The following is a 20,821-nucleotide window of genomic DNA, read 5'->3' as shown; positions in this document are numbered from 1 at the left end:
TTTTAGCATTTCTTAAGATAGACCGGGATCTACCTTTTGAAGGGGAATCGATCTGTGAAACTGCGGAGGCCCCAAAAATCGATCTCAGCACTGACAGAATGACTTTAAAACACACTCCCTTCATCGATTTCCATTCCCTATCTTCACGCAGAAGCATAGCCAAACATGGTAGTATCCCTGTTGCCGATTTGCGGAGACAAGCCACTTTTTAGACACTTCATTCTCAAGAGTGACCAAAGGCTGGTTGCAACGACCCCACTGGCTGATATAGAAATTGATGGAATTGATTTTTATGTCCTTCCTTTTGGAGGGGGCTAGGCAGATTTCAGCGTGAAGCAGCCCAACGGAGTGATCCCCTCAATCCCCGTCAAAAAGGGGACTTAAAGAAGTCGAACATCGCGTAAATAATGCAAAAATCTAGGGTGACCGATCGCCGTCAAACTTCAGATCAGTCCTGGTCAAAACTGAGTTATCTCAAAACCTGGCAGGTTTAAGCTTGCGTCCATTATTTAACTTCACCTCTTAATCCTCGTTTTAATATTCATTCTCTGATTTAATCCCCTCTAACCTCCTCGGACTCCTGTTCATGCAACTGCAAAACTCCCAGCGTAGAACGAAGATTGTGGCAACGATCGGGCCTGCCACCAGTAGCCCAGAGGTGCTGCGTCAATTGATCGAAGCCGGGGCAACGACACTACGCCTCAATTTTTCTCACGGCACCCACGATGACCATCTGCGGAGCGTTCGACTGATTCGGCAAATCTCCTACGATCTCAATCAGCCTGTTGGCATCCTCCAGGATTTGCAGGGGCCCAAGATTCGGTTAGGACGCTTTGAAAACGGCTCGATTATTCTCAACAAGGGCGATCGCTACACGTTGACCAGTCGCCTGATGCCAGGGACACAAGAAATTAGCTCGGTCACCTACGACCAGTTGGCGCAAGAAGTGCCAGAAGGTGCCACGATCATGCTAGACGATGGGCGAGTCGAGATGAAGGTGGAAGCGGTCGATCGTCCCAATCAAGCCCTGCACTGTCGCGTCGTCGTGGGTGGCCCGCTGTCAAACAACAAAGGCGTAAATTTCCCCGGCGTTTACTTATCGATCAAAGCGCTAACGGACAAAGACCGCAAAGACTTGATGTTTGGGCTAGATCAAGGCGTAGATTGGGTGGCGCTGAGTTTTGTCCGCAATCCTCAAGACGTGTTGGAGATCAAAGAACTCATTTCTAGTGCCGGAAAATCCGTGCCTGTGATCGTCAAGATTGAAAAGCACGAAGCGATCGAGCAGATGGAAGCAATTTTGTCGATCGCGGATGGCGTGATGGTTGCACGGGGCGATCTAGGAGTCGAACTGCCTGCCGAAGACGTACCCATTCTACAGAAACGACTGATCGCCACCTCCAATCGTCTGGGCATTCCGGTGATCACGGCGACTCAAATGTTGGACAGCATGGTACACAGTCCTCGACCGACTCGCGCTGAGATTTCGGATGTTGCCAACGCGATTTTAGATGGCACCGATGCGGTGATGTTGTCGAATGAGACGGCTGTGGGCAAGTACCCGATCGAAGCCGTTTCGACAATGGCTCAAATTGCGGTGCGGATCGAGAAAGAAAAGGGCAAGCGAATCTCGGAGGATGCGGGGCGATCGATCCCCAATGCGATCAGTCAGGCCGTTGGGCGGATTTCGGAACAGCTAAACGCCAAAGCGATCATGTCGTTGACCAAGACGGGATCAACCGCCCGCAACGTGTCCAAGTTTCGGCCGACGACTCCTATTTTGGCCATTACTCCCCACGTCGATGTCGCCCGACAACTACAGTTGGTTTGGGGTGTTAAGCCACTACTCGTCCTCGATTTGCCCTCAACCTGGCAGACGTTTCAAGCGGCGTTGAATGTAGCTCAAGAAAAAGAAATGGTGTCCGAAGGCGATCTGGTCGTCATGACAGCCGGGACGCTGCAAGGGGTGGCCGGCTCGACAGATTTGATCAAAGTAGAAGTCGTCACCGCCGTTCGAGGTAAGGGGATCGGGATCGGACAGGGTTCTGTTAGTGGACGCGCCAGAGTCGCTCAAAACGGCATGGACATCAATCACTTCAGCGCAGGTGAGATTTTGGTGGCTGCTAGTACGAGTGCTGACTATATTGAGGCGATTCGCAAGGCAGCAGGGATCATTACTGAAGACAGCAGTTTGACCAGCCATGCGGCGGTGATTGGGCTGCGGTTGGGGGTTCCGGTGATTGTTGGGGTCAAGAATGCGACTTCGGCGATTCGAGATGGCGAGATTGTCACGTTGGATATGCAGCGAGGATTGGTCTACTCTGGCGCAACGGTGTCACCCAATGAGGCAGCTTTGTCGGCGGTGTAGCCCTAAATTTTTGCATCAAGCTGTCCGGACTTCTCTCAAAATCTGAACGATCGCCTCATCTACTTGAACTTACGATCGCCCCTCTTGAAATCGATCCTCCCATTCCCGCTTATCACGGGTACACTCAAAAATGAAAAGCTTTGGGAGACTGAAAGATGGCGGATGCTGCGATCGTAACGACCATTCAACCGATTAAGTTTGGCACGGATGGCTGGCGGGGAGTCATTGCGGCCGACTTTACGTTCGATCGCCTCAAACAAGTGGCTCCGCTGGCCGCTCAGGTGTTGGCTCAGGTCTATGGTCAACAGACGGGCAGCAACACAATTATTGTGGGCTACGATCGCCGCTTTTTGTCTGAAGAATTCGCTCAGGTCACGGCTGACTCGATCCGGGCGATCGGCTTTGATGTGTTGTTATCAGAGACGTTTGCGCCGACTCCTGCCTTTAGTTGGGCCGCCAAACAGCAGAATGCGCTGGGCGCTCTAGTGATCACAGCCAGTCACAATCCAGGAGCCTATTCGGGGCTAAAGGTGAAAAGTGCATTTGGGGGATCGGTGCCTCCAGAAGTCACTCAGCAAATCGAAGCGCTGCTGCAAACGGGAGAAGTGCCCCAACCCGCCCAAAAACCAGGCTCACTTCAAAGCTTTAATCCCTGGACAAGCTATTGTGCGGGGCTACGATCGATGGTGGATATTGCCGCAATTCAAACGGCGATCGATCACGGCAGTCTGACCGTTTTTGCAGATGTGATGCACGGAGCCGCCTCAACGGGATTGTCTCAGATTCTCAATCGCCCAGTTCATGAATTGAATTGCGATCGCGACCCCCTCTTTGGCGGTGGCGCACCCGAACCGCTTCCCAAGTATTTGCCTCAATTGCTTCAGACAATTCGCGATTATGAAAGTACGGGATCGGTCGTGGGGCTGGTGTTTGATGGCGATGCCGATCGCATTGCAGCCGTTGATGGTCAGGGCAATTTTCTCAGTTCTCAAGTGCTGATCCCGATTTTGATCGAGCATTTGTTTCTACGAAGAGGCTATAGAGGCGAAGTCGTCAAGACGGTTAGCGGCTCAGATCTGATGCCTCAAGTCGCCAAACTGCATAATCTGACGGTATTTGAGACTCCGATCGGGTATAAGTACATTGCCGATCGCATGTTAGACGCGCAAGTTCTCTTAGGCGGTGAAGAATCCGGCGGGATCGGCTACGGACACCACATTCCCGAACGCGATGCCCTGCTCTCAGCCCTCTATCTGCTCGAAACGGTTGTCAAAACGGGACTCGATTTGGGTGAGTCTTATCGTCAGCTTCAAGTCAAAACGGGATTTTCGGCGGCTTACGATCGCATCGATCTTCCCCTCGCCAGCATGGAAGTCCGCGCAAAACTTGTAAATCAGCTTCAAAATCAGCCTTTAAGTGAAATCGCTGGACTTGCCGTTCTCAATTGCCAAACGGATGATGGCTACAAGTTTCGCCTAGCCGATCAAAGCTGGCTCCTGATTCGATTCAGCGGCACCGAGCCTGTCCTGCGACTCTACTGCGAAGCGCCAACGCTAGAGCAAGTCCACCAAACCCTAAATTGGGCAAAAAATTGGGCAAACCGCTAACCAAACACGAATTCAACAGACTTCTTCGCGCCGTCATAAAGTCGGAAGAGCAAGCTAAATTCCCACCGTAAGCAACTTTGAACCAGAACCCTTCTCTTAAAGTCCCCCCGAATTGGAGGGTTGAGGGGCAGAAGGTGCAGCCAACGAAGCGAAAAAATTTCATTGAATTCATGTTCAACTGAGCCTTGAATATGAGCGTTACATCAACTCAGTTTTCACCCCTTACTTACAGCCCAGACTCTCTCTCGTATCAACTCCTGTGACTGGATTGGTGCCCGAAGCCGTTTTGCAGAGCATGGCAACGTAGTAACGATCGATAATCGCATCCGAAAAGTCTGCCCCAGTGACCTTGGCTTCGTCAAATAGTGTCCGCGAGAGTGTCGCCCCAACCAGAATGGCATTGGTCAGATCGGCTTTGTAGAGGGTGACGCGATCGACCAGGGCCCCTTCCAGATTTGCGCCAGACAGATTGGCACCCCAAAGATTGCCGTTCGTCATCATGGCATTCTTCAGATTTGCTCCTTGAAAGTTGGTTTCTCGCATCTCAGCCGCCACAAATACCCCGCCTTCGAGGTCTGCATTCGAGAAATCTCGCCGTTCAAGCTGCGTATTCGTGTAGTTAATCGTTTTCGCTTGAGCATACGCAGGACGAGCACCCAACAACACCCAAAGCCACGCCAGCCCCAAAATAATCAGCAGTTGGAAGAGATGAATCAGCGTCGATTTGAGCGATTTAAAGGTTGAATACATGGGCGTTTGGGCGTTGCTGAACGATGGTATGAATTCGCCCCCCAACCCCCCATTCTGGGGGACTCCCGGACTTTCAAAGTCCCTCACTTGTGGGGGATTTAGGGGGCGAAAAGATTGACACTTCCCACAGATTCATCGCTCCAATCAGCAACACCACGTAATCTACTGCTTTGATTTTACCTGTGATTGATTCACCCAATCGTTGCCCACGCGAATCGTTAGATCAGAATCTAAGTCACCCGTCGAAGCCGCCTCCACACTACCAAACTTCAATGACCCTTGCAGAAGTTTGGCCGCTTGAAGATCGCCTTTCTGGACGATGATTTGCGTCTTACTTTGCTGATCTGCCCAGTCTTGAATCGGGTAAACATTCTCGTAGCCCAGACGATTTAAGTATTGAACAAATTGACTCGCGGCTTCTGGCTGACTTGACGCATTCTGTACCGCAATTTTGAGATTGGCACCGGCCTCAGACGTCGCCTCACTCATCCCAGTTTTGAAATACTCCTGCATTACCCGATCGCGCCCCTGAGTATCCATGATCCAGTAGCTGGCGATAAATTCATCGGGCGCACTAAATCGACCGGGCAGCAGCACCATCTTAAAATCGTTTTTGTCAAGCTTTAGTCCCAGATTTACTAGCGCCAGCATCTCTTCTACGCTGAGATTGGTATCAATGTACTTTTGCATCATCGTCACCAAACCAGGAATGCGCGGCAGCATCAAAGGACTAGAGAGCTTCGATCGCAGTGCCTTAATCAGAGCTTGTTGACGCTGGACTCGCCCAATATCGCCAAACGAGTCATGACGAAACCGCGCAAACTGTTCGGCTTTGTCGCCATTGAGGGTTTGCCAACCGGGAGCCAAGTCGATTTTGAGTTTCTGAGTTTTGTCTACATAAGACATTTGCTCTGGTACATAAATATCAATACCGCCCAGCAGATCGACTAACTCGCAAAACGCATCGGTACTGACTCGGACGTAGCGATCGACGCTAATTCCATTCAAGGTATTGCCCACGACCTGACGCGCTAGCGCAGGGCCACCACTGGCGTTGGCTTGATTAATTTTGGTCGTTCCGATGCCAGGAATGTCTACCTGGGTGTCTCTGGGGATCGACAACAAATTAACGGTATTGTCCGTTGGATCAATTCTCAAGAGAAGCATTGTGTCGCTGCGTCCCGAAAATACCGCTTCAGATCCCACAGGGGCATCCAAGACGCGATCGATACCCATCACCAAGATATTTACCGGACGACCAACCTGATACTGAAATCCACTTTTCCACAGGTCGCCCAGAAGTTTTTGACCCTCAGCAGGAGCGACAGCTCCCGGAAGCGGGGTAACCAGTGCCAATGTGGTGCCAAAGGTCGCCGAAGCGGTGGCAGCAATCAAGAAAGTAAATCCCCAAAAGAGCGATCGGGCAGTAGAAGACTTGGACTTAGGAATTGCAGGAGTCGAGGCATGGGGCATAGCGGAGTTGGATGCGGGTTTCTCCAACGTGCCTGGCTGCTTTGTTTGGCTTTTCAACGGTTCCACTCAATCACACCTCAAAAACTGACCCTTGCTCAGACGCTAACTACGCTGCTGTCTTACTAGATTCCTGGCTATCCTAACCCAAAGTCGATCGAGTCTCCGTCCGCTATAAGTGAGAATTGATAGCACCTTGGGCACGTCTGCTCACTCAAAAATCTTTGGGACTTTGAACACTTTGATCACTCAGCAGCGACTCAATGAAGAATTGTTTCCGCATACAAGCTTCTGGGAATTCTACACTTGAAACTGTCCCAGAGGCTAGTCAGGCTCCTTTGAGGTTGCGCGCAAAGCGTCCATTAGTTGGCAGAGATACCGAATGAGAAGAGTCCGCAAAGAACCTTTAGGTTGCGAAAAAGATGTGAAAAAGATTGACTAAGATGTGACAGAAAGCGCATCTGCCACTCTTTTTTCTTGAAGATTTTTAGCCGCAAAGTTTAGCCCCTCACGAGAAGCAGAAGCCTAATTTTTATGACGCAACCTCTGATCCCTGTAATTTTGGCTGGTGGTAAAGGTGAACGGTTTTGGCCCCTGAGCCGCAAGCACCGCCCAAAGCAATTTCTCTGCCTGGATGGGAGTGGCAGCAGTCTTTTGCAATCAACCGCCGATCGCCTCCTGTCGATCGCTCAAGGCTGGGATAATCTCTGGGTCGTGACGGCGGCTCACCTTGCAGATGGCGTTCGCGAACAGCTTCCAGAGTTACCGATCGAGAATCTGTTGGTTGAGCCTGAAGGCAGAGACACAGCGCCTGCCGTCGCTTGGAGTACCTTAGAAATTGCCAAACGCTATGGCAACAGTGCCGTTGTAGGGTTCTTCCCGGCTGACCACTGGATCGACGATCAGGAGACATTTGATGAGACGCTGAAGGCTGCGATCGCCGTTGCCGTCCAAAAGTCTGCCATTGTGACTTTGGGAATCACCTGCACCCACGCTGCAACTGGATACGGCTACATTGAGCAGGGCGAAAAGATTGGACTGTATGGAAACTACCCAGCCTATCGCGTCGATCGCTTTACCGAAAAGCCCGATCGCGAGACGGCGCAAAAATTTCTAGACAGCGGTCGGTTTAGCTGGAATGGCGGCATGTTTGTCTTTGAGGCTGAGGTTGCTCTCAAGGAACTACGTCACCACGCGCCTGAAATTTTGACCCCATTGGAGGCAGACGGCGTGGTTGCCTACCCAACCATTCCCAAAAAAAGTATTGACTACGCGCTAATGGAGAAGACCGATCGCGCCTGTGTGTTGCCTGTGACGTTTGGGTGGGATGATTTGGGCGATTGGGCGGCGATCGAGCGTCTACAAAAAAGCGACAGCCCCAATGTTGAACTCGCCAATCACGTCGGATTAGACACCCAAGGAACTCTGCTTTATTCCACCAATGAGGATGAATTGATTGTGACGATCGGGCTAGAGGATACCGTAATTGTCCGCGACGGCAAGGTTACGCTAATCGTCAAAAAAGACCGAACTCAGGAGATCAAAGCCATTCTCAAAACACTGCACGATCGACCAGAGTACCAGAATCTTCTCTAGAAAGTGGGGCAACGGAGGCAGGGGCGCAAGGAATAGAGTTGAAAACTATTCTCAAGCTAAAAATTCTGTCATCCGTTGCTCAACAATCGGTTTGGAGCAGTTTCTACACAGCAGTCGGTTCGCGAGTCTGAGACAGAAGCTTCTAGAAAACCGTGAGCTTCCATAATCTTGAAGAGGTTCACTTCGGTTTCTAGCAGGCAGGTGTGTCCACTTTGGGGCAAGACCACTACTTGAGCATTCTGAAAAGCACGCTTGAGGCGATAAGCTTCTGGCACCGAGGGAAACAGCTTGTCATCGACGCTGGCCAACAGTAAAACTGGCTGGTTAAGCTGCTGCAATTCTGATGTCGGAGTCTGGAACTGGTGTAGGAGAGACATCCGCCAAATCGAAGTTTTTTGGGGCACCGATCGCACCGCTTCGATCAAGGCTTGTCTGTCTGCGGGTGCAATCCGCCCAAACGAAGCCAACAACGGTAAAAACGTCACCGACGAAAGCTGATACGCCACTTCTGGCAAATAGCGGCTCAAAGACGATCCCCATGTAATCCAGGGGCGACGATTAAACGAGGAAGCCGGGTTTACCAAAATCATCCGATGAAACAGATGAGGCGCAAGTACAGCAACTTTCATTGCAAGACAGCCGCCAAACGACTCGCCACAGAGGTAAACCGATCGTCCTTCATCTCCCGCGATCTCCTGGTTGATCAGATCAACGACCTGTTGCGCCAGCGCTTCCCAACTATTTAAATCATCTGGTGGAATCGCCAAACAGCGCACATCAAAGCCCGCTTCTAACCCAGCCGTCTGCGCCCTCAATAGCTGCCCTGTGCCATCCATACCAGGCAAAAAGACGAACAGTGGAGCGTTTCGCCTGAGTTTTTTGGGGGTGAGAAAGATCGGGTGACTTTGAAGCATTGCAGGAATCGGCGGTGAGGAATAGGAAAAAAATTAGCGGTCAAAAGCGGTCAGAAGCAGCCCTGATGCAGCAAATCTTTGATCTCATCGTGGCAGTGATGGGTCAGATCGTTGACGATCGTTCTTGCTTGTTTGCCCTGATAGTGTTGACGTTGAGCGGGCTGAATCCAGTAAGGGCGACCAATCATCACATTCACTCGCTGATACATCACCAGAGGATGCCAGCCCTCTTGATTGAACAATGGCTCAGAGGGATCAAAGAAGCTGAGAAGTTTGAGCGGAACGGCCGACGTTTTGGTTTCTGACTGGACGGCGATCGCCACAGGCAAAACAGCCAAATTCTGAACCGGGGCCCTGAGTGCAAGATGGGCAAATCCACGCTGAAAATCACCCATCTGAGTGCGATCGGGACTGTTGACCATCGGATCAGTGCCCTCCGGAAACACCCCAACCGCTTGCTGAGTCTTGAGAAGCTGAGTTGCTTGATGAAAAAAGCTCTGCTGACGCTGCTCAGGAGCCTCTAGCGGAAAACAGCCCAGTTTTGTAACAATCTCCCGCATCACGGGAACCTGCCCCATGTAGTGATGACACGCAAACCGAATCGGACGATCGATCGCTGCCATCAACAAGGGAGCATCCAAAAAACTTCGGTGATTGCTGACCACGAGTAGCGCACTGTCTTGAGGAACGCGATCGCGATGGTGCAGATACATTTGCATTCCCAGCGTCAGAAGCAGCAAGCGCGAAATTTGAAGCGGACTATCAGATGCCATGCAAAATGAACCAGAATCTTAAGATCAAGCCTTTTCTCTAGTTAACATTACTTTACTGAAGTCAACAAACGTCTACAGGCAGAAAGATCGGCTGAGAAGCTTCTACCGTGCGCTGAAGTTTTTGAATCGGCTCACTAATCGCTCAGAAATAAGGCAGGCCAAGGGCATTATTTTTACCAGTTCTGAGCAATTTAGCAAGCGTCCATCTTCTAAAATCTCTGACCTAACGGAGGACGATCGATAAGATTTTCCTGGGGCTAAGTTCGGTAGATTTGAGGAGTGAAACGCATTTTTGAGCGGAGTTGACCGCTAAGATTGAGAAACTTCTATCAATGAGCAGAGAAGCCAAGTGGATGAATGGATAGAAAACTCAGTGGGGCGATGGTTCCTTTTCTATTCATAAAATTTTGTTAGGGCAGGGGTGCGCTCAGTCTACTGTGACCCTGGTTAAAAGCAGTTTTAGCGATCGTGTTTGATATTATCTATGAGTTCTGAAGACCCTAAGCGTTCTACCTTTACAATCACAACGCCCCTCTACTACGCAAACGGTTTGCCGCATGTGGGGACGGCCTATCCAACGATCGCCGCCGACGCAATAGCCCGATTTCAACGATTGCAGGGCAAGCCAGTCCTATTTGTCACGGGGACGGATGAGCATGGGCAAAAAATCCAGCGTACGGCAGAAGGATTGGGGCGATCGCCTCAAGAGCACTGTGACCTGATCGTGCCAGAATTCAAACAACTTTGGAAAAAACTAGGGATTCGCTACGATCGCTTTATTCGCACCACTGAGGAACGGCACGGGGCGATCGTCAAAGAATTTTTTCAGATCGTTTGGGACAAAGGCGACATTTATCTCAGTCAACAAAAAGGCTGGTACTGTGTCTCTTGCGAAGAATTTAAAGAAGAACGCGAACTGCTAGACGATCACTACTGCGCGATTCACCCCAACAAACAAGCCGAATGGCGTGACGAAGAAAACTACTTTTTTCGGTTGTCAAACTACCAGGAAAGATTAGAGAAACTGTATCAAGAGCATCCTGAATTTATCCAGCCAGCCAGCCGACGCAATGAAGTTTTAAGCTTTGTCAGCCAGGGATTGCGCGATTTTTCGATTTCGAGAATTAACGTCGATTGGGGCTTTCCGGTTCCTGAGAATCCGAACCACACGCTGTATGTCTGGTTTGACGCGCTTTTGGGTTACATTACCGCCCTACTAGATCCAGAAAGCGAACCGACGCTCAAGAATGCCTTGTCTCGGTGGTATCCGATCGACGTTCATCTCATCGGCAAAGATATTCTGCGGTTTCATGCGGTCTATTGGCCTGCGATGCTGATGTCTGCGGGATTACCGATGCCCGATCGTGTGTTTGGACACGGTTTTCTCGTTCAAGATGGGCTAAAAATGGGCAAAAGTACCGGAAACACGATTGATCCGGTGGCTTTGGTCGATCGCTACGGCAGCGATGCGGTGCGCTACTACTTTCTCAAAGAAATTGAATTTGGGCGAGACGGCGTGTTTGATGAGACGCGCTTTGTGAATATTCTCAACGCTGACCTGGCTAACGATCTGGGTAATCTACTTAACCGGACGCTTAAAATGGTTTCCAAATACTATGGCGGTACGGTTCCTGATCTGGCGATCGACGATATTCCGTTAGTCAATCCGCTCAAGGCCGCTGGGGTGAAATTGGTCGATCGGGTTCAGCAAGCCTACGAAGCGTTGGCCTTTAATACAGCTTGTGAGGAAATTCTAGCGCTGGTGCGTTTGGGCAACAAATACATCGATGAGCAAGCTCCTTGGACGCTTTACAAACAAGGTCAACAACACGCGCTACAACAAGTTCTCTACGCAGTTTTAGAATCGGTGCGGTTGGCGGCTTTTTTGCTATCTCCGATTATTCCGATCGGCAGCACCAAGATTTACAAACAATTAGGATATTCAGTGGATTTTGCTGAAACGCCTTTAATTGATGATTTAATCACATTGACGAAGCACGGAATCTGGGGCACCCTTCCGCCAAACCAGACTTTGGGAGAGGCGCAGCCAGTTTTTCAAAAACTAGAACCTCCGGAGGAGCAATCGACTTAAAGGAATGAGAGGGGTGTCCATCATTAGTTTGGATTTTAAGCATCAATACTCTTTAACAAACTGAGGAATATCAACGGTGTTAAACCATATTCACGAAAACGAAACTGTATTTTCGCCTGAGCAAGTCCTAGAAAATCGCGGCAGAGTGGCTATTTTTATCGATGGCTCTAATCTCTTTTATGCCGCCCTACAACTGGGGATCGAAATTGACTACACCAAGCTGTTGTGTCGGTTGACGGCAGGTTCGCGCCTGTTGCGTTCCTTCTTTTATACAGGAGTCGATCGCACCAACGAAAAACAGCAGGGCTTCTTGTTGTGGATGCGGCGCAACGGCTATCGAGTCATTTCTAAAGATTTAGTGCAACTCCCTGACGGCTCCAAAAAAGCCAACCTGGATGTCGAAATCGCCGTCGATATGATGTCTCTGGTCGGCTCCTACGATACGGCCGTTTTGGTGAGTGGTGATGGCGACCTGGCTTATGCGGTGAATGCGGTGAGCTATCGAGGCGTGCGAGTCGAAGTGGTGAGCCTGCGATCGATGACCAGTGATAGCCTGATTAACGTCGCCGATCGCTACATCGATTTAGACAACATCAAAGAAGACATTCAAAAAACGCCGCGCAGCTACACTTACCGTCCGCTATCGGGGATCGGAGTGATGGACGACGGCGAAGACGATCCGTCTATTTGAGAAGCAACGGGAAACGGGAGCCTTTTGAGAGGGAGTTCGTCAAGACCTTGATGGATGCTCAAAAGTCTTCTGGGCATTCGCAAGGAGAGCCAGCTTGAATTTGCATCGATCGACCTACCTAAACCTGTTGCTGATCACGCTACTGGTCGGCACTTTTGCCTGTGGAAAACGTGATACGGCAGCAGACAAGTTAGCCAACGACACCCAGGAAATCCAGAAGTTTGACAGCAATCTCAACTGGAACGACATCACCCTCGAACAGGTAGACGACAAAGGCAAACTCTGGTGGAAGGTCAAGGCGAGACAAGCGACCTACAGCAAAGATCAAAAGAACGCCACCGTTGACAATCCCAAAGGAGAACTCTATCAGGACGGCAAGCCTGTCTTTAAAGTTGAGGCGCAAAAGGGTGAAGTGCAGCAAGATGGCAAGGCGATCGTGCTCAAAGGGCAGATCATCGCGACCGATCTCAAAGATGGCACGGTGCTAAAGGGCAACGAAGCGGAATGGCGACCTGTCGAGGATGTTTTGCTGGTTCGCAATCGTGTGACCGGAATGCACAAACAGATGCAGTTTGCCGCTCAAGAAGGCCGCTTTCAGACTCGTGCTCGGACGATAGAGCTAACCAAACAAATTGTGGCTTCCTCAAAAGATCCCGAAATCCAGGTGAGAACGGAGCATTTGACCTGGAACATTCAAACTCAGAAAGTGATGGGCGATCGCCCCATGCAAATCGATCGCTTCAAAAACAAGGTGCTGACGGAGAGAAGTACGGCCGATCGCGTCAATGTTGATCTAAAAGCAAAGACGGTTAACCTTCAGCAAAACGCCAGAATTGACTCAAAACAGCAAAATGTCCAGGTCAGCAGCAACGATTTGTTGTGGAATCTGGACGCTCAGACGATTAATTCTAGCCAGCCCGTGACGATTCTCAACCCATCTCAACAAGTGACGCTGACGGCCAATCAGGGACTGCTCAATTTGCAGAAAAACACCGTTGATCTGACCGGGAATGTCAGAGGGATCGGACAGCGAAATGATTCTAAACTGGATGCCGATCGGGTCACCTGGTTTTTGACGACTCAACAGTTTCAAGCCGATGGCAACGTCAATTATCGTCAAGCCAATCCGCCCTTTAGCCTCGCGGGCCCTCGTGCAGCAGGCAGACTTCAAGATCAGCAGGTTGCCGTGAGTGGGGGCGAAAGTGGCGGCAGAGTTGAAATGCAAATTGTCCCGCAGATGAGGCAGTAGGGATGAGAGAGAACTTTGTTCCGCTGCGCGAGGAGGGATGAGGGAGGAAAGCAAGTGGTGCAGTCGAGCCGATAGAATGGGGATTGCACTTAAGACGATCCTTCTCTGAGGAGAACCCATCATGGCGCAACCGATCGCGCAGCCTCTTGACATTCCTAGCCTCGATGCAGAACTGTCTCAACAAAGTCCCCAAAAAATTCTGCAACGGGCATTGAGCCAATTTGATAACATTGCAATTTCTTTTAGCGGTGCTGAAGATGTTGTGTTGATTGATATGGCGCACAAAATTAACCCCAACATCAAAGTGTTTAGCCTCGATACGGGCCGCCTCCACGCCGAAACGTATCAGTTTATCGATCGTGTCCGCAAACACTACGGGATCACGATCGACATCATGTATCCCGATGCGACTCGACTCCAGGAGATGGTTTCAGCGAAGGGACTTTTTAGTTTTTACGAAGACGGACACCAGGAATGCTGTGGAATTCGCAAGGTCGAACCGCTTCGTCGTAAGCTGTCTACATTGGATGCCTGGATCACAGGTCAACGTAAGGATCAAAACCCTTCAACTCGTGCCAGCGTTCCGATCGTGCAGGTGGATACGGCTTTTTCGACGGACGATCGCCAGTTGGTGAAGTTTAACCCGATCGCGAACTGGTCTTCGGCGGATGTTTGGATGTATATTCGTGCTTTTGAGGTGCCCTACAATCCTCTCCATGAGAAGGGCTTTGTGAGTATTGGTTGTGAGCCTTGCACTAGAGCAACCTTGCCCAATCAGCATGAGCGAGAAGGCCGCTGGTGGTGGGAAGAAGCCACTAAAAAAGAGTGCGGTTTACACGCGATCAATCCCAATCAGACGACTTGATCTATGTGACTTCGATGAGGTTGTTTGCTTTGCTTACAGATCCGGGAACGCTCCTAAATTCCCTAATTCTGGCAGGGCTGATTGACCGTGAAGAACGGTTAGGCTGACGGGGATATCTGCATCTACTGGATCTGACCGTCAGTTTCATTGTTTGGGTTAGCGGGGTTTTGGCGCAAAATCTAATGAGGTTCCCTTGTCAGCGATCGTTTTTTGAGGATAATGACTGATAGCTCACAGGCCCCTTGGGCAACTATTCTCTGACGCTGGTAAGTCGCTTATGAATTCCGTTTGGCAACAGGTCACGCTGGCAACGCTGCCACTTCATCAATGGCGATCGACGAGCTTGCTTCATCGTCCGGTGGGGCTGTTGCAGTCGTGGCGCAAAACAAGCTGGCTGATGCAGTGGGCAGACGCGATCGGAGTGGTGCTGTTGAGTCTTGTGTTTGGTCTAGCGCCCTTTGTTTCGAGCGACTTAATGGGAGTGCTGCTGGTTGCGTGTGCCGGGTATTGGGTCTTACTCACGCTTTCAGACGATTCCCCAGTGTCCGGTTTTGGGCAGAAGAAGGCAATTTGGGGTTCAGGATTGACTCCGATTCACCTGCTAGTGCTGCTCTATTGGGGAATTGCGACTGTTGCGGCGGCGGTGTCTCCAGTCAAGCGAGAAGCCTTTACAGGCTGGAGTAAGCTGACTCTCTATCTGATTTTGTTTGCGTTGATGGCGCGAGTGTTGCGATCGTCAAGGCTGCGATCGTGGCTAATTACTTTCTACCTACACATTGCTGTTTTGGTGAGTGGATATGGGTTGAGACAGTGGTTTTTTGGAGCGGATGCGCTGGCTACCTGGGTTGATCCTGAATCGCCATTTGCTAAGACGGTGCGAGTTTACAGCTTTTTAGGAAATCCGAATTTGCTGGCGGGCTATTTGTTGCCTGCGATCGCGTTGAGTATTGCTGCGATTTTTGCCTGGCGAGGGTGGCTTCCTAAAGGGTTGGCGATCGTCATGACGGTTGTGAATACGGCTTGCTTGATTTTGACGTTTAGCCGGGGCGGTCTGATCGGATTTGTGGTACTGATTTTTGTGATTTTGCTGTCGCTGCTGTATTGGTGGAGCATTCATCTGCCGCGTTTTTGGCAGGTCTGGTCGGTTCCGATTTTGGTGGGTAGTCTGGCGGGCGTTTTGATTCTTGGCGTGTTGTTTGTGCCGCCGCTGCGAAGTCGGGTTTTTAGCATTTTTGCGGGACGCGGAGACAGCAGCAACAATTTTCGCCTCAATGTCTGGGCTTCTGTGATTCAAATGATTCAGGATTACCCCGTCTTGGGAATTGGGCCAGGTGATTCGCCGTTCAAGAAAATCTATCCGCGTTATCAACGGCCCCGCTTTAGCGCTTTGAGTTCTTACTCAATTTTGTTAGAAGTGGCTGTCGAAACAGGCTTGATTGGTTTGACCGCGTTTTTGTGGCTGCTGCTGGTGATCCTTCATCAGGGATATGTCCAACTCAAACGACTCCGACAGCTTGGCAACCGGGACGGCTTTTGGCTGATTGGCTCGATCGCCGCTCTGTTGGGTCTGTTTGGTCAAGCCCTGTTTGATACCGTGCTGTATCGTCCGCAGGTGAATACGCTCTGGTGGATGGCGATCGCCCTGATTGCCAGTTTCTACACCTATCACCAGTCTGCTTTGAATGAGTCGGTGAGCGATCGTGAGCAGCTTGATTAGAAGAATTGTCACAAAAACCTTGAAGTCTACCAACATGGGGAATTTGGGAAGCGGACAAGCTAAACGTCGAAGCAAAGAACTCATCAAATTTCCATTAAAAAAGTGGGACAATTGCTTACCCCACCCAAGATTGCATTCCCCAAAACGGATTCTGAAAACCGCTCTATTTGTTGAGTTGGTTTCGAGTCTGACGCGCGGCTTCGAGTAGAGTGCCCCAACGTTTTTGCAGTTGTTTTGCAGTACATTTCAACGTCTGCATAATTTCCTGATCGCTAGTGGTCGATCGCTTCAAACGGACTAACTGCTGCTGCTCAGGAGACAATTGGGCAAAAAACAGTTCCCATTCTGGCTGAGACAGCCCCAAATTTTGGTCAAGGTCAGCCCCCAACCACTCGTGAACCAGTTTCCAGCTTTGAGACGTTGAGAACTTTTCGACGTGGTACTTAAACCGCTGCTGCAAATAATCGCGCTGGCGGGGCGTGAGATTCAGCACTTCGTCAATTTCAGGAACAGACAGGTCTTGCAGTTTGAGAGCGAGATAACTGGCACAATCGTCCTGCCCTTGAGATTCGAGATATTGCATCAGTTCGACGACGACGCGATCGCGCAGCGCCCCTTCCGAAGGATCGACTTTCTCAGCCACCATCTGTTCTCGAATCATCTGCATAATTGGCGATCGACCATACGCTTCTGCTTCGTCTCCCTTGGCCGACTCCATTGCGGTCTCAATATCAACGGCGATCTCTTGAGGCTGACGACTAGCAAATCGTTGGGCCCGCAGAATGATTAGCTGTTGATTGTGCTGAGTGGGCAAGGTAATGCGCCGTTTGCCATACTGCTCGGTAAACGCCATGTACTCAGCTAGTTGGAGACGAGTTCGAGGTTGGTAATCTTCGGGCAGGGCATTTTCGCGACGAAAGGCTCTCAGCGACTCAGTATAGAAGCCCTGCAAAAAATCCTCAATCAGCGTAAATCGAGCCTGAAAACTGAGTTGAAGGTGAGCCGGGGCGATCGGACGATAAACCATCGTACTCAAGGTACTGTGCAGTTCTACGCGGCCCTGTCGAGAACCCAGCCGATAATAGTTGACGCATTTATCCAGACGATAGCGACCCAGCGTTAGTCGCCAAGATCCGACCTCTCCAGAAGTTTGAATGCGATCGCTTTTACTACAAATCCGCTCAACTTCGGCGGCGATGCGGTGGGCGATCGCTTGAGCAGCTTTTTCGGTTACTTGAATTTCGGCTTGCAGTTCTGTGGTGAGCAGTTGAGCCAGCTTTTCGATAGGAGAGAGAATGCGGTTATCTTCTGGTGTAATGGCTGTATCAGAGACCGGAAGACCACCGTTGTCAGGGATAGAAGCCGTAAAGGGGGTTGCTTCTTGTTGAAGGTTGGCAGATTTTGCGTTCATTGTCAGACCCAGACTTGGTAGTGCATGTCAGTCCCTACATCGCAGATTTAGGCGACTACGGTGAATCCGGATGCGCGTATGGCAGTTTTATATTTGGTCAGTTTTTTCACTTAATGGCGCACCATGAGATAGTTCAGCCCACCCAGCCAAAGGATGACAAGTGGCTCAAACACAATAACTCAGTAGGTACGATCAACCAAGCTGATAAAAATATACTACTGTGTTTCAGTGGACGATCGCCAGGGTGGTTGGGGGAAGTGAGGAGTGAGGAGTGAGGAATGAGGAGTGAGGAGTGAGTAGTGAGGAGTGAGCAATTAAATTTCTTCAAGCTCTCAAAGTCAAAGCTCAACCTTCAAAACTTTTTCATCCCTCCTTGCGAAGCGAAGTTCTCCCTTATCCCTTCAAATCCTCTCCTCCACCGCCTCCCATCCCAGACCTTTTCTCACTATCACAGGTTCCGCGTTGGTCAAATCTAAAATGGTGGATACCTGGTAAGAAGGTTCTTCGCCTGTATCGAGGATGAGATCAACGGATTTTTCTAGACTGTCAAACAGTTCTGCTTGAGAGGGATAGTCTAACTGGCTCTCGTCGGCTTGAAGGTGGGCAGAGGTGGACACGATCGGGTTGCCCAAGACTTTTAGAAGCGCCGCACAAAGGGGATGATCAGGAACTCGAATGCCTGTTGTTTTGCGTTTGGGACTCATCACCAGTTTGGGAACGAGCTTGGTCGCGGGCAACAGAAATGTGTAGGGGCCAGGAATCAGACTCTTCATCAAGCGGTATGCGGGGTCATTGACGATGGCATACTGCGAAATGTCGGATAGCGAAGCACACAAAAAAGTCAGTGGCTTGTCATTTGAGAGTTGTTTGAGCTGACGGACTCGCTGCACAGCCGTCTTGGAATTGAGATCACAGCCGATCGCGTACACAGTATCCGTCGGGTAGAGCATGATAGCCCCACTGCGTAATGCGTCCACAACTTGCTCAACGCCACGCGCCTGGGGATTTTTGGGATGAATTCTGTAAATCGTAGCCATAGTGAGGAGAAAAAAGAAGAAAGGGTTTAACCATTCCTCATCGTGCAAAAGGTAGGGTGTAAAGGGACAATCAATTTCCCTTTTTCCTGGTTTACGTCAATGAGTAAAGTCGCTTATTTGGAGTGCCCGACTGGAATCGCGGGTGACATGTGTCTGGGTGCGCTGGTGAGTGTTGGCGTTCCTTTAGACTACCTGACTACGAAGCTTGACGGTCTAGGCATTGCGGAGGAGTATCAGCTTAAAGCAGCGTTTGTGCAACGCAATGGGCAGCAAGCCACCAAGATTGAAGTTGAATTGAAGGGTTCTTCAGATACGCCTCGATCGCAAGCCGAGCATTCCCACACTCACAAGCACCCTTCTCACGAACATCCTCACGCTCACGAACATCCTCACGCTCACGAGCATTCCCACACTCACGAAACATCTGCTGCAACAGGTTCTCGGCTGCGACATTTGCCCGAAATCGAACAGATGATCCAAGGAGCCGACTTGCCGCCACGGGCTGAGAATTGGAGTTTGGCAATATTTCGGCAGTTGGCAGCCGCAGAGGGAGCCGTCCACGGAATTTCACCAGAGCAGGTACATTTTCATGAAGTAGGAGCGATCGATGCGATCGTGGATATCGTCGGCACTTGTTTGGGGTTGGATTGGCTGGAGATTGATCACTTGTATTGTTCAGCTTTACCAACAGGAGGGGGGACGGTTTGGGCGGCTCACGGACGATTGCCAGTGCCAGTTCCCGCCGTTTTGAAACTCTATGAGATGCGTCAGGTGCCCCTCTACAGCAACGGCATTGAGCGAGAATTAGTCACTCCTACGGGGGCGGCGATCGCAACCACACTTTCTACAAAATTCGGATCTCCACCCACCATGACGCTGCAAAAAGTCGGATTGGGGGCAGGATCGATCGATTTACCCATTCCCAACATTCTCCGCTTATGGATTGGCGAAACGGCTGGAGAAAAGCTTGAAAAAGCCAACCACTTGCCAGCTCAAAAACCTGGATTTCAGAATTCAAACAACTTAGATCAACCGTCTATTTCAGTTTTAGAAACCCAGATTGACGATTTAAATCCACAGGCGATCGGCTATGTGTTTGAGGCACTTTTTGCGGTGGGGGCGCTGGATGTTTTTACACAGGCGATCGGCATGAAAAAATCGCGTCCCGGAGTCTTACTAACGGTCATTTGTTCGGTTGAAAAAGTAGCCGACTGTGAGAAAGTTTTATTTCGAGAAACTAGCACTTTAGGCATTCGCCATTCTCTCCAGCAGCGGTCAACTTTACAGCGTGAATTTCACAAAGTTGAGACGATGTTTGGCGTGATTCAAGTTAAGGTAGCCCGAAATCAAGAGGGCACCATTATCAACGTTCAACCTGAGTACGAAGACTGTGCCCAAATTGCTCGCCACCACCACATTGCTTGGCGTGAAATTCATCAAATCGCGCTACAAAACTGGCATCAGCAAAACCAAGATCACTAAAAAACCAGGTTGAGCAAATAATGCATCCAACCTGGCAATTCTGAAGTTCAAAGATTAGCTTAAACGTTAGTCGATCGCGTCTTGGGCAGCCCGTTTCACATTTGTCGCCGCATCATCAACAGATCGCTTCACGCTTTTAGCAACATCATCACTTTTGCTCTTGGCGTTGTAGGCTCCCCGTTGGGCTTTGTCTCCAACTTCCTTAGCTTTATCGACTGTGCGATCGCCCACTCTCGCAGCTTTGTCTACAGCACCTTTTGCATCACTTGTAGCATCATCGGTCGCCCCTTTGACACTATCAACAATGTTCTTGGCTCGCTCTTGAATGGGGGCACCATTGCGATAGTTTTCAACGTACTGATCCACACTGTCAACCCGCTTGGAATTGATGTCCTTTTCGGCGCGATCGATCAACGCTTTGGTCTTTGTGGCCGTGCCTTTGGCGGCTTGTCCAGGTGCGGTATCGCTAAAGTTATTCATGCCGCCCTCGTATGGCTGCGTTTGACCAACCGGGTTAGGGCCTCCATCGGTAGGGGGCATTTTTGCCTGAGCATTACCATTACAAGCCGTGGTGAAAATTACCAGAATTCCTGCTAGAAACACCGTTAAAAGTTGAACCAACCGAATCGATTTGAAGAAAGAAATGACTTTGCTCATAAAATTACCTCATGGGTTTGTTTGTGTTTACTTCAGCAGTTTACTTTAGCGCTATTGCGATCTAACAAAGGTTTTGATCCCCGTCGATCGCAATTTTTGACTAAATCTTGACTACTGCCCGATCGCGGGATTTGCCTTTGCT

Annotated in this window: 16 protein-coding genes; 9 read left to right on the top strand and 7 right to left on the bottom strand. The window is 50.2% G+C overall.

Annotated elements, in window-relative coordinates; translation table 11 throughout:
• The first annotated feature begins 586 nt into the window (after window positions 1-586).
• Together pyk and ACJ2PR_RS26825 are read left to right on the top strand one after the other, a co-directional pair.
• A complete protein-coding gene (gene pyk, locus ACJ2PR_RS26830; RefSeq protein WP_446857151.1) occupies window positions 587-2,368 on the top strand; it encodes a pyruvate kinase in 1,782 nt (593 codons plus the stop codon).
• A 155-nt stretch (window positions 2,369-2,523) separates the two neighbouring features.
• Window positions 2,524-3,975, top strand: a complete 1,452-nt coding sequence (locus ACJ2PR_RS26825) for a phosphoglucomutase/phosphomannomutase family protein (protein WP_446879255.1) — start codon at window positions 2,524-2,526, stop codon at window positions 3,973-3,975.
• A gap of 222 nt (window positions 3,976-4,197) precedes the next feature.
• Here ACJ2PR_RS26825 and ACJ2PR_RS26820 read toward each other — a convergent pair whose 3' ends face one another.
• The gene (locus tag ACJ2PR_RS26820) at window positions 4,198-4,725 is read right to left on the bottom strand and encodes a pentapeptide repeat-containing protein (protein WP_446879254.1); all 528 of its coding nucleotides are present in this window, start codon (window positions 4,723-4,725) and stop codon (window positions 4,198-4,200) included.
• A gap of 162 nt (window positions 4,726-4,887) precedes the next feature.
• Window positions 4,888-6,264 carry an LCP family protein gene (locus tag ACJ2PR_RS26815; protein WP_446879253.1) on the bottom strand — a complete coding sequence of 459 codons (1,377 nt, stop codon included), beginning with the start codon at window positions 6,262-6,264 and terminating at the stop codon, window positions 4,888-4,890.
• A gap of 465 nt (window positions 6,265-6,729) precedes the next feature.
• On the opposite strand from ACJ2PR_RS26815, the gene ACJ2PR_RS26810 reads away from it, so the two are divergent.
• Window positions 6,730-7,791, top strand: coding sequence for a mannose-1-phosphate guanylyltransferase (locus ACJ2PR_RS26810; RefSeq protein WP_446879252.1), 1,062 nt, complete (start codon window positions 6,730-6,732; stop codon window positions 7,789-7,791).
• Between the two features lie 68 nt (window positions 7,792-7,859).
• On the opposite strand, the gene ACJ2PR_RS26805 is transcribed toward ACJ2PR_RS26810, so the two are convergent.
• Together ACJ2PR_RS26805 and ACJ2PR_RS26800 are read right to left on the bottom strand one after the other, a co-directional pair.
• Window positions 7,860-8,705, bottom strand: a complete 846-nt coding sequence (locus tag ACJ2PR_RS26805; protein WP_446869564.1) for an alpha/beta fold hydrolase — start codon at window positions 8,703-8,705, stop codon at window positions 7,860-7,862.
• Between the two features lie 50 nt (window positions 8,706-8,755).
• Window positions 8,756-9,478 carry a lysophospholipid acyltransferase family protein gene (locus ACJ2PR_RS26800; protein ID WP_446869563.1) on the bottom strand — a complete coding sequence of 241 codons (723 nt, stop codon included), beginning with the start codon at window positions 9,476-9,478 and terminating at the stop codon, window positions 8,756-8,758.
• 484 nt (window positions 9,479-9,962) lie between these two features.
• On the opposite strand from ACJ2PR_RS26800, the gene metG reads away from it, so the two are divergent.
• The 5 genes from metG to ACJ2PR_RS26775 all read left to right on the top strand — a co-directional run bounded on the left by metG (window position 9,963) and on the right by ACJ2PR_RS26775 (window position 16,092).
• Window positions 9,963-11,570, top strand: coding sequence for a methionine--tRNA ligase (metG, locus tag ACJ2PR_RS26795; RefSeq protein ID WP_446879251.1), 1,608 nt, complete (start codon window positions 9,963-9,965; stop codon window positions 11,568-11,570).
• Window positions 11,571-11,646: 76 nt separating this feature from the next.
• Window positions 11,647-12,261 carry a LabA-like NYN domain-containing protein gene (locus ACJ2PR_RS26790; protein WP_446857143.1) on the top strand — a complete coding sequence of 205 codons (615 nt, stop codon included), beginning with the start codon at window positions 11,647-11,649 and terminating at the stop codon, window positions 12,259-12,261.
• A 94-nt stretch (window positions 12,262-12,355) separates the two neighbouring features.
• The gene (lptC, locus tag ACJ2PR_RS26785) at window positions 12,356-13,510 is read left to right on the top strand and encodes an LPS export ABC transporter periplasmic protein LptC (protein ID WP_446879250.1); all 1,155 of its coding nucleotides are present in this window, start codon (window positions 12,356-12,358) and stop codon (window positions 13,508-13,510) included.
• 121 nt (window positions 13,511-13,631) lie between these two features.
• Window positions 13,632-14,375: a phosphoadenylyl-sulfate reductase gene (locus ACJ2PR_RS26780; protein WP_446879249.1), complete on the top strand. Its 744-nt coding sequence runs from the start codon at window positions 13,632-13,634 to the stop codon at window positions 14,373-14,375.
• A gap of 277 nt (window positions 14,376-14,652) precedes the next feature.
• Window positions 14,653-16,092 (top strand): IctB family putative bicarbonate transporter, encoded by a 1,440-nt coding sequence (locus tag ACJ2PR_RS26775; RefSeq protein ID WP_446879248.1) that lies wholly within the window; start codon window positions 14,653-14,655, stop codon window positions 16,090-16,092.
• Window positions 16,093-16,255: 163 nt separating this feature from the next.
• Here the strand turns inward: ACJ2PR_RS26775 and ACJ2PR_RS26770 are convergent, their stop codons facing one another.
• Both ACJ2PR_RS26770 and ACJ2PR_RS26765 read right to left on the bottom strand, forming a co-directional pair.
• Entirely contained in the window at window positions 16,256-17,503 is a 1,248-nt protein-coding gene (locus ACJ2PR_RS26770; protein WP_446857139.1) for a HetZ-related protein, read from the bottom strand.
• Window positions 17,504-17,904: 401 nt separating this feature from the next.
• Window positions 17,905-18,540 (bottom strand): L-threonylcarbamoyladenylate synthase, encoded by a 636-nt coding sequence (locus ACJ2PR_RS26765; RefSeq protein ID WP_446857136.1) that lies wholly within the window; start codon window positions 18,538-18,540, stop codon window positions 17,905-17,907.
• A 99-nt stretch (window positions 18,541-18,639) separates the two neighbouring features.
• Here ACJ2PR_RS26765 and larC point away from each other — a divergent pair, with 99 nt between their 5' ends.
• Window positions 18,640-20,022, top strand: coding sequence for a nickel pincer cofactor biosynthesis protein LarC (gene larC, locus ACJ2PR_RS26760; protein ID WP_446879247.1), 1,383 nt, complete (start codon window positions 18,640-18,642; stop codon window positions 20,020-20,022).
• Window positions 20,023-20,088: 66 nt separating this feature from the next.
• Here the strand turns inward: larC and ACJ2PR_RS26755 are convergent, their stop codons facing one another.
• Window positions 20,089-20,679 carry a DUF6658 family protein gene (locus tag ACJ2PR_RS26755; RefSeq protein ID WP_446879246.1) on the bottom strand — a complete coding sequence of 197 codons (591 nt, stop codon included), beginning with the start codon at window positions 20,677-20,679 and terminating at the stop codon, window positions 20,089-20,091.
• Between the last annotated feature and the right edge of the window lie 142 nt (window positions 20,680-20,821).

This window comes from Phormidesmis sp. 146-33 (assembly GCF_052939515.1).
Note: the sequence above shows the minus strand (reverse complement) of the source record. Positions and strands in the feature narration are given on the sequence as shown.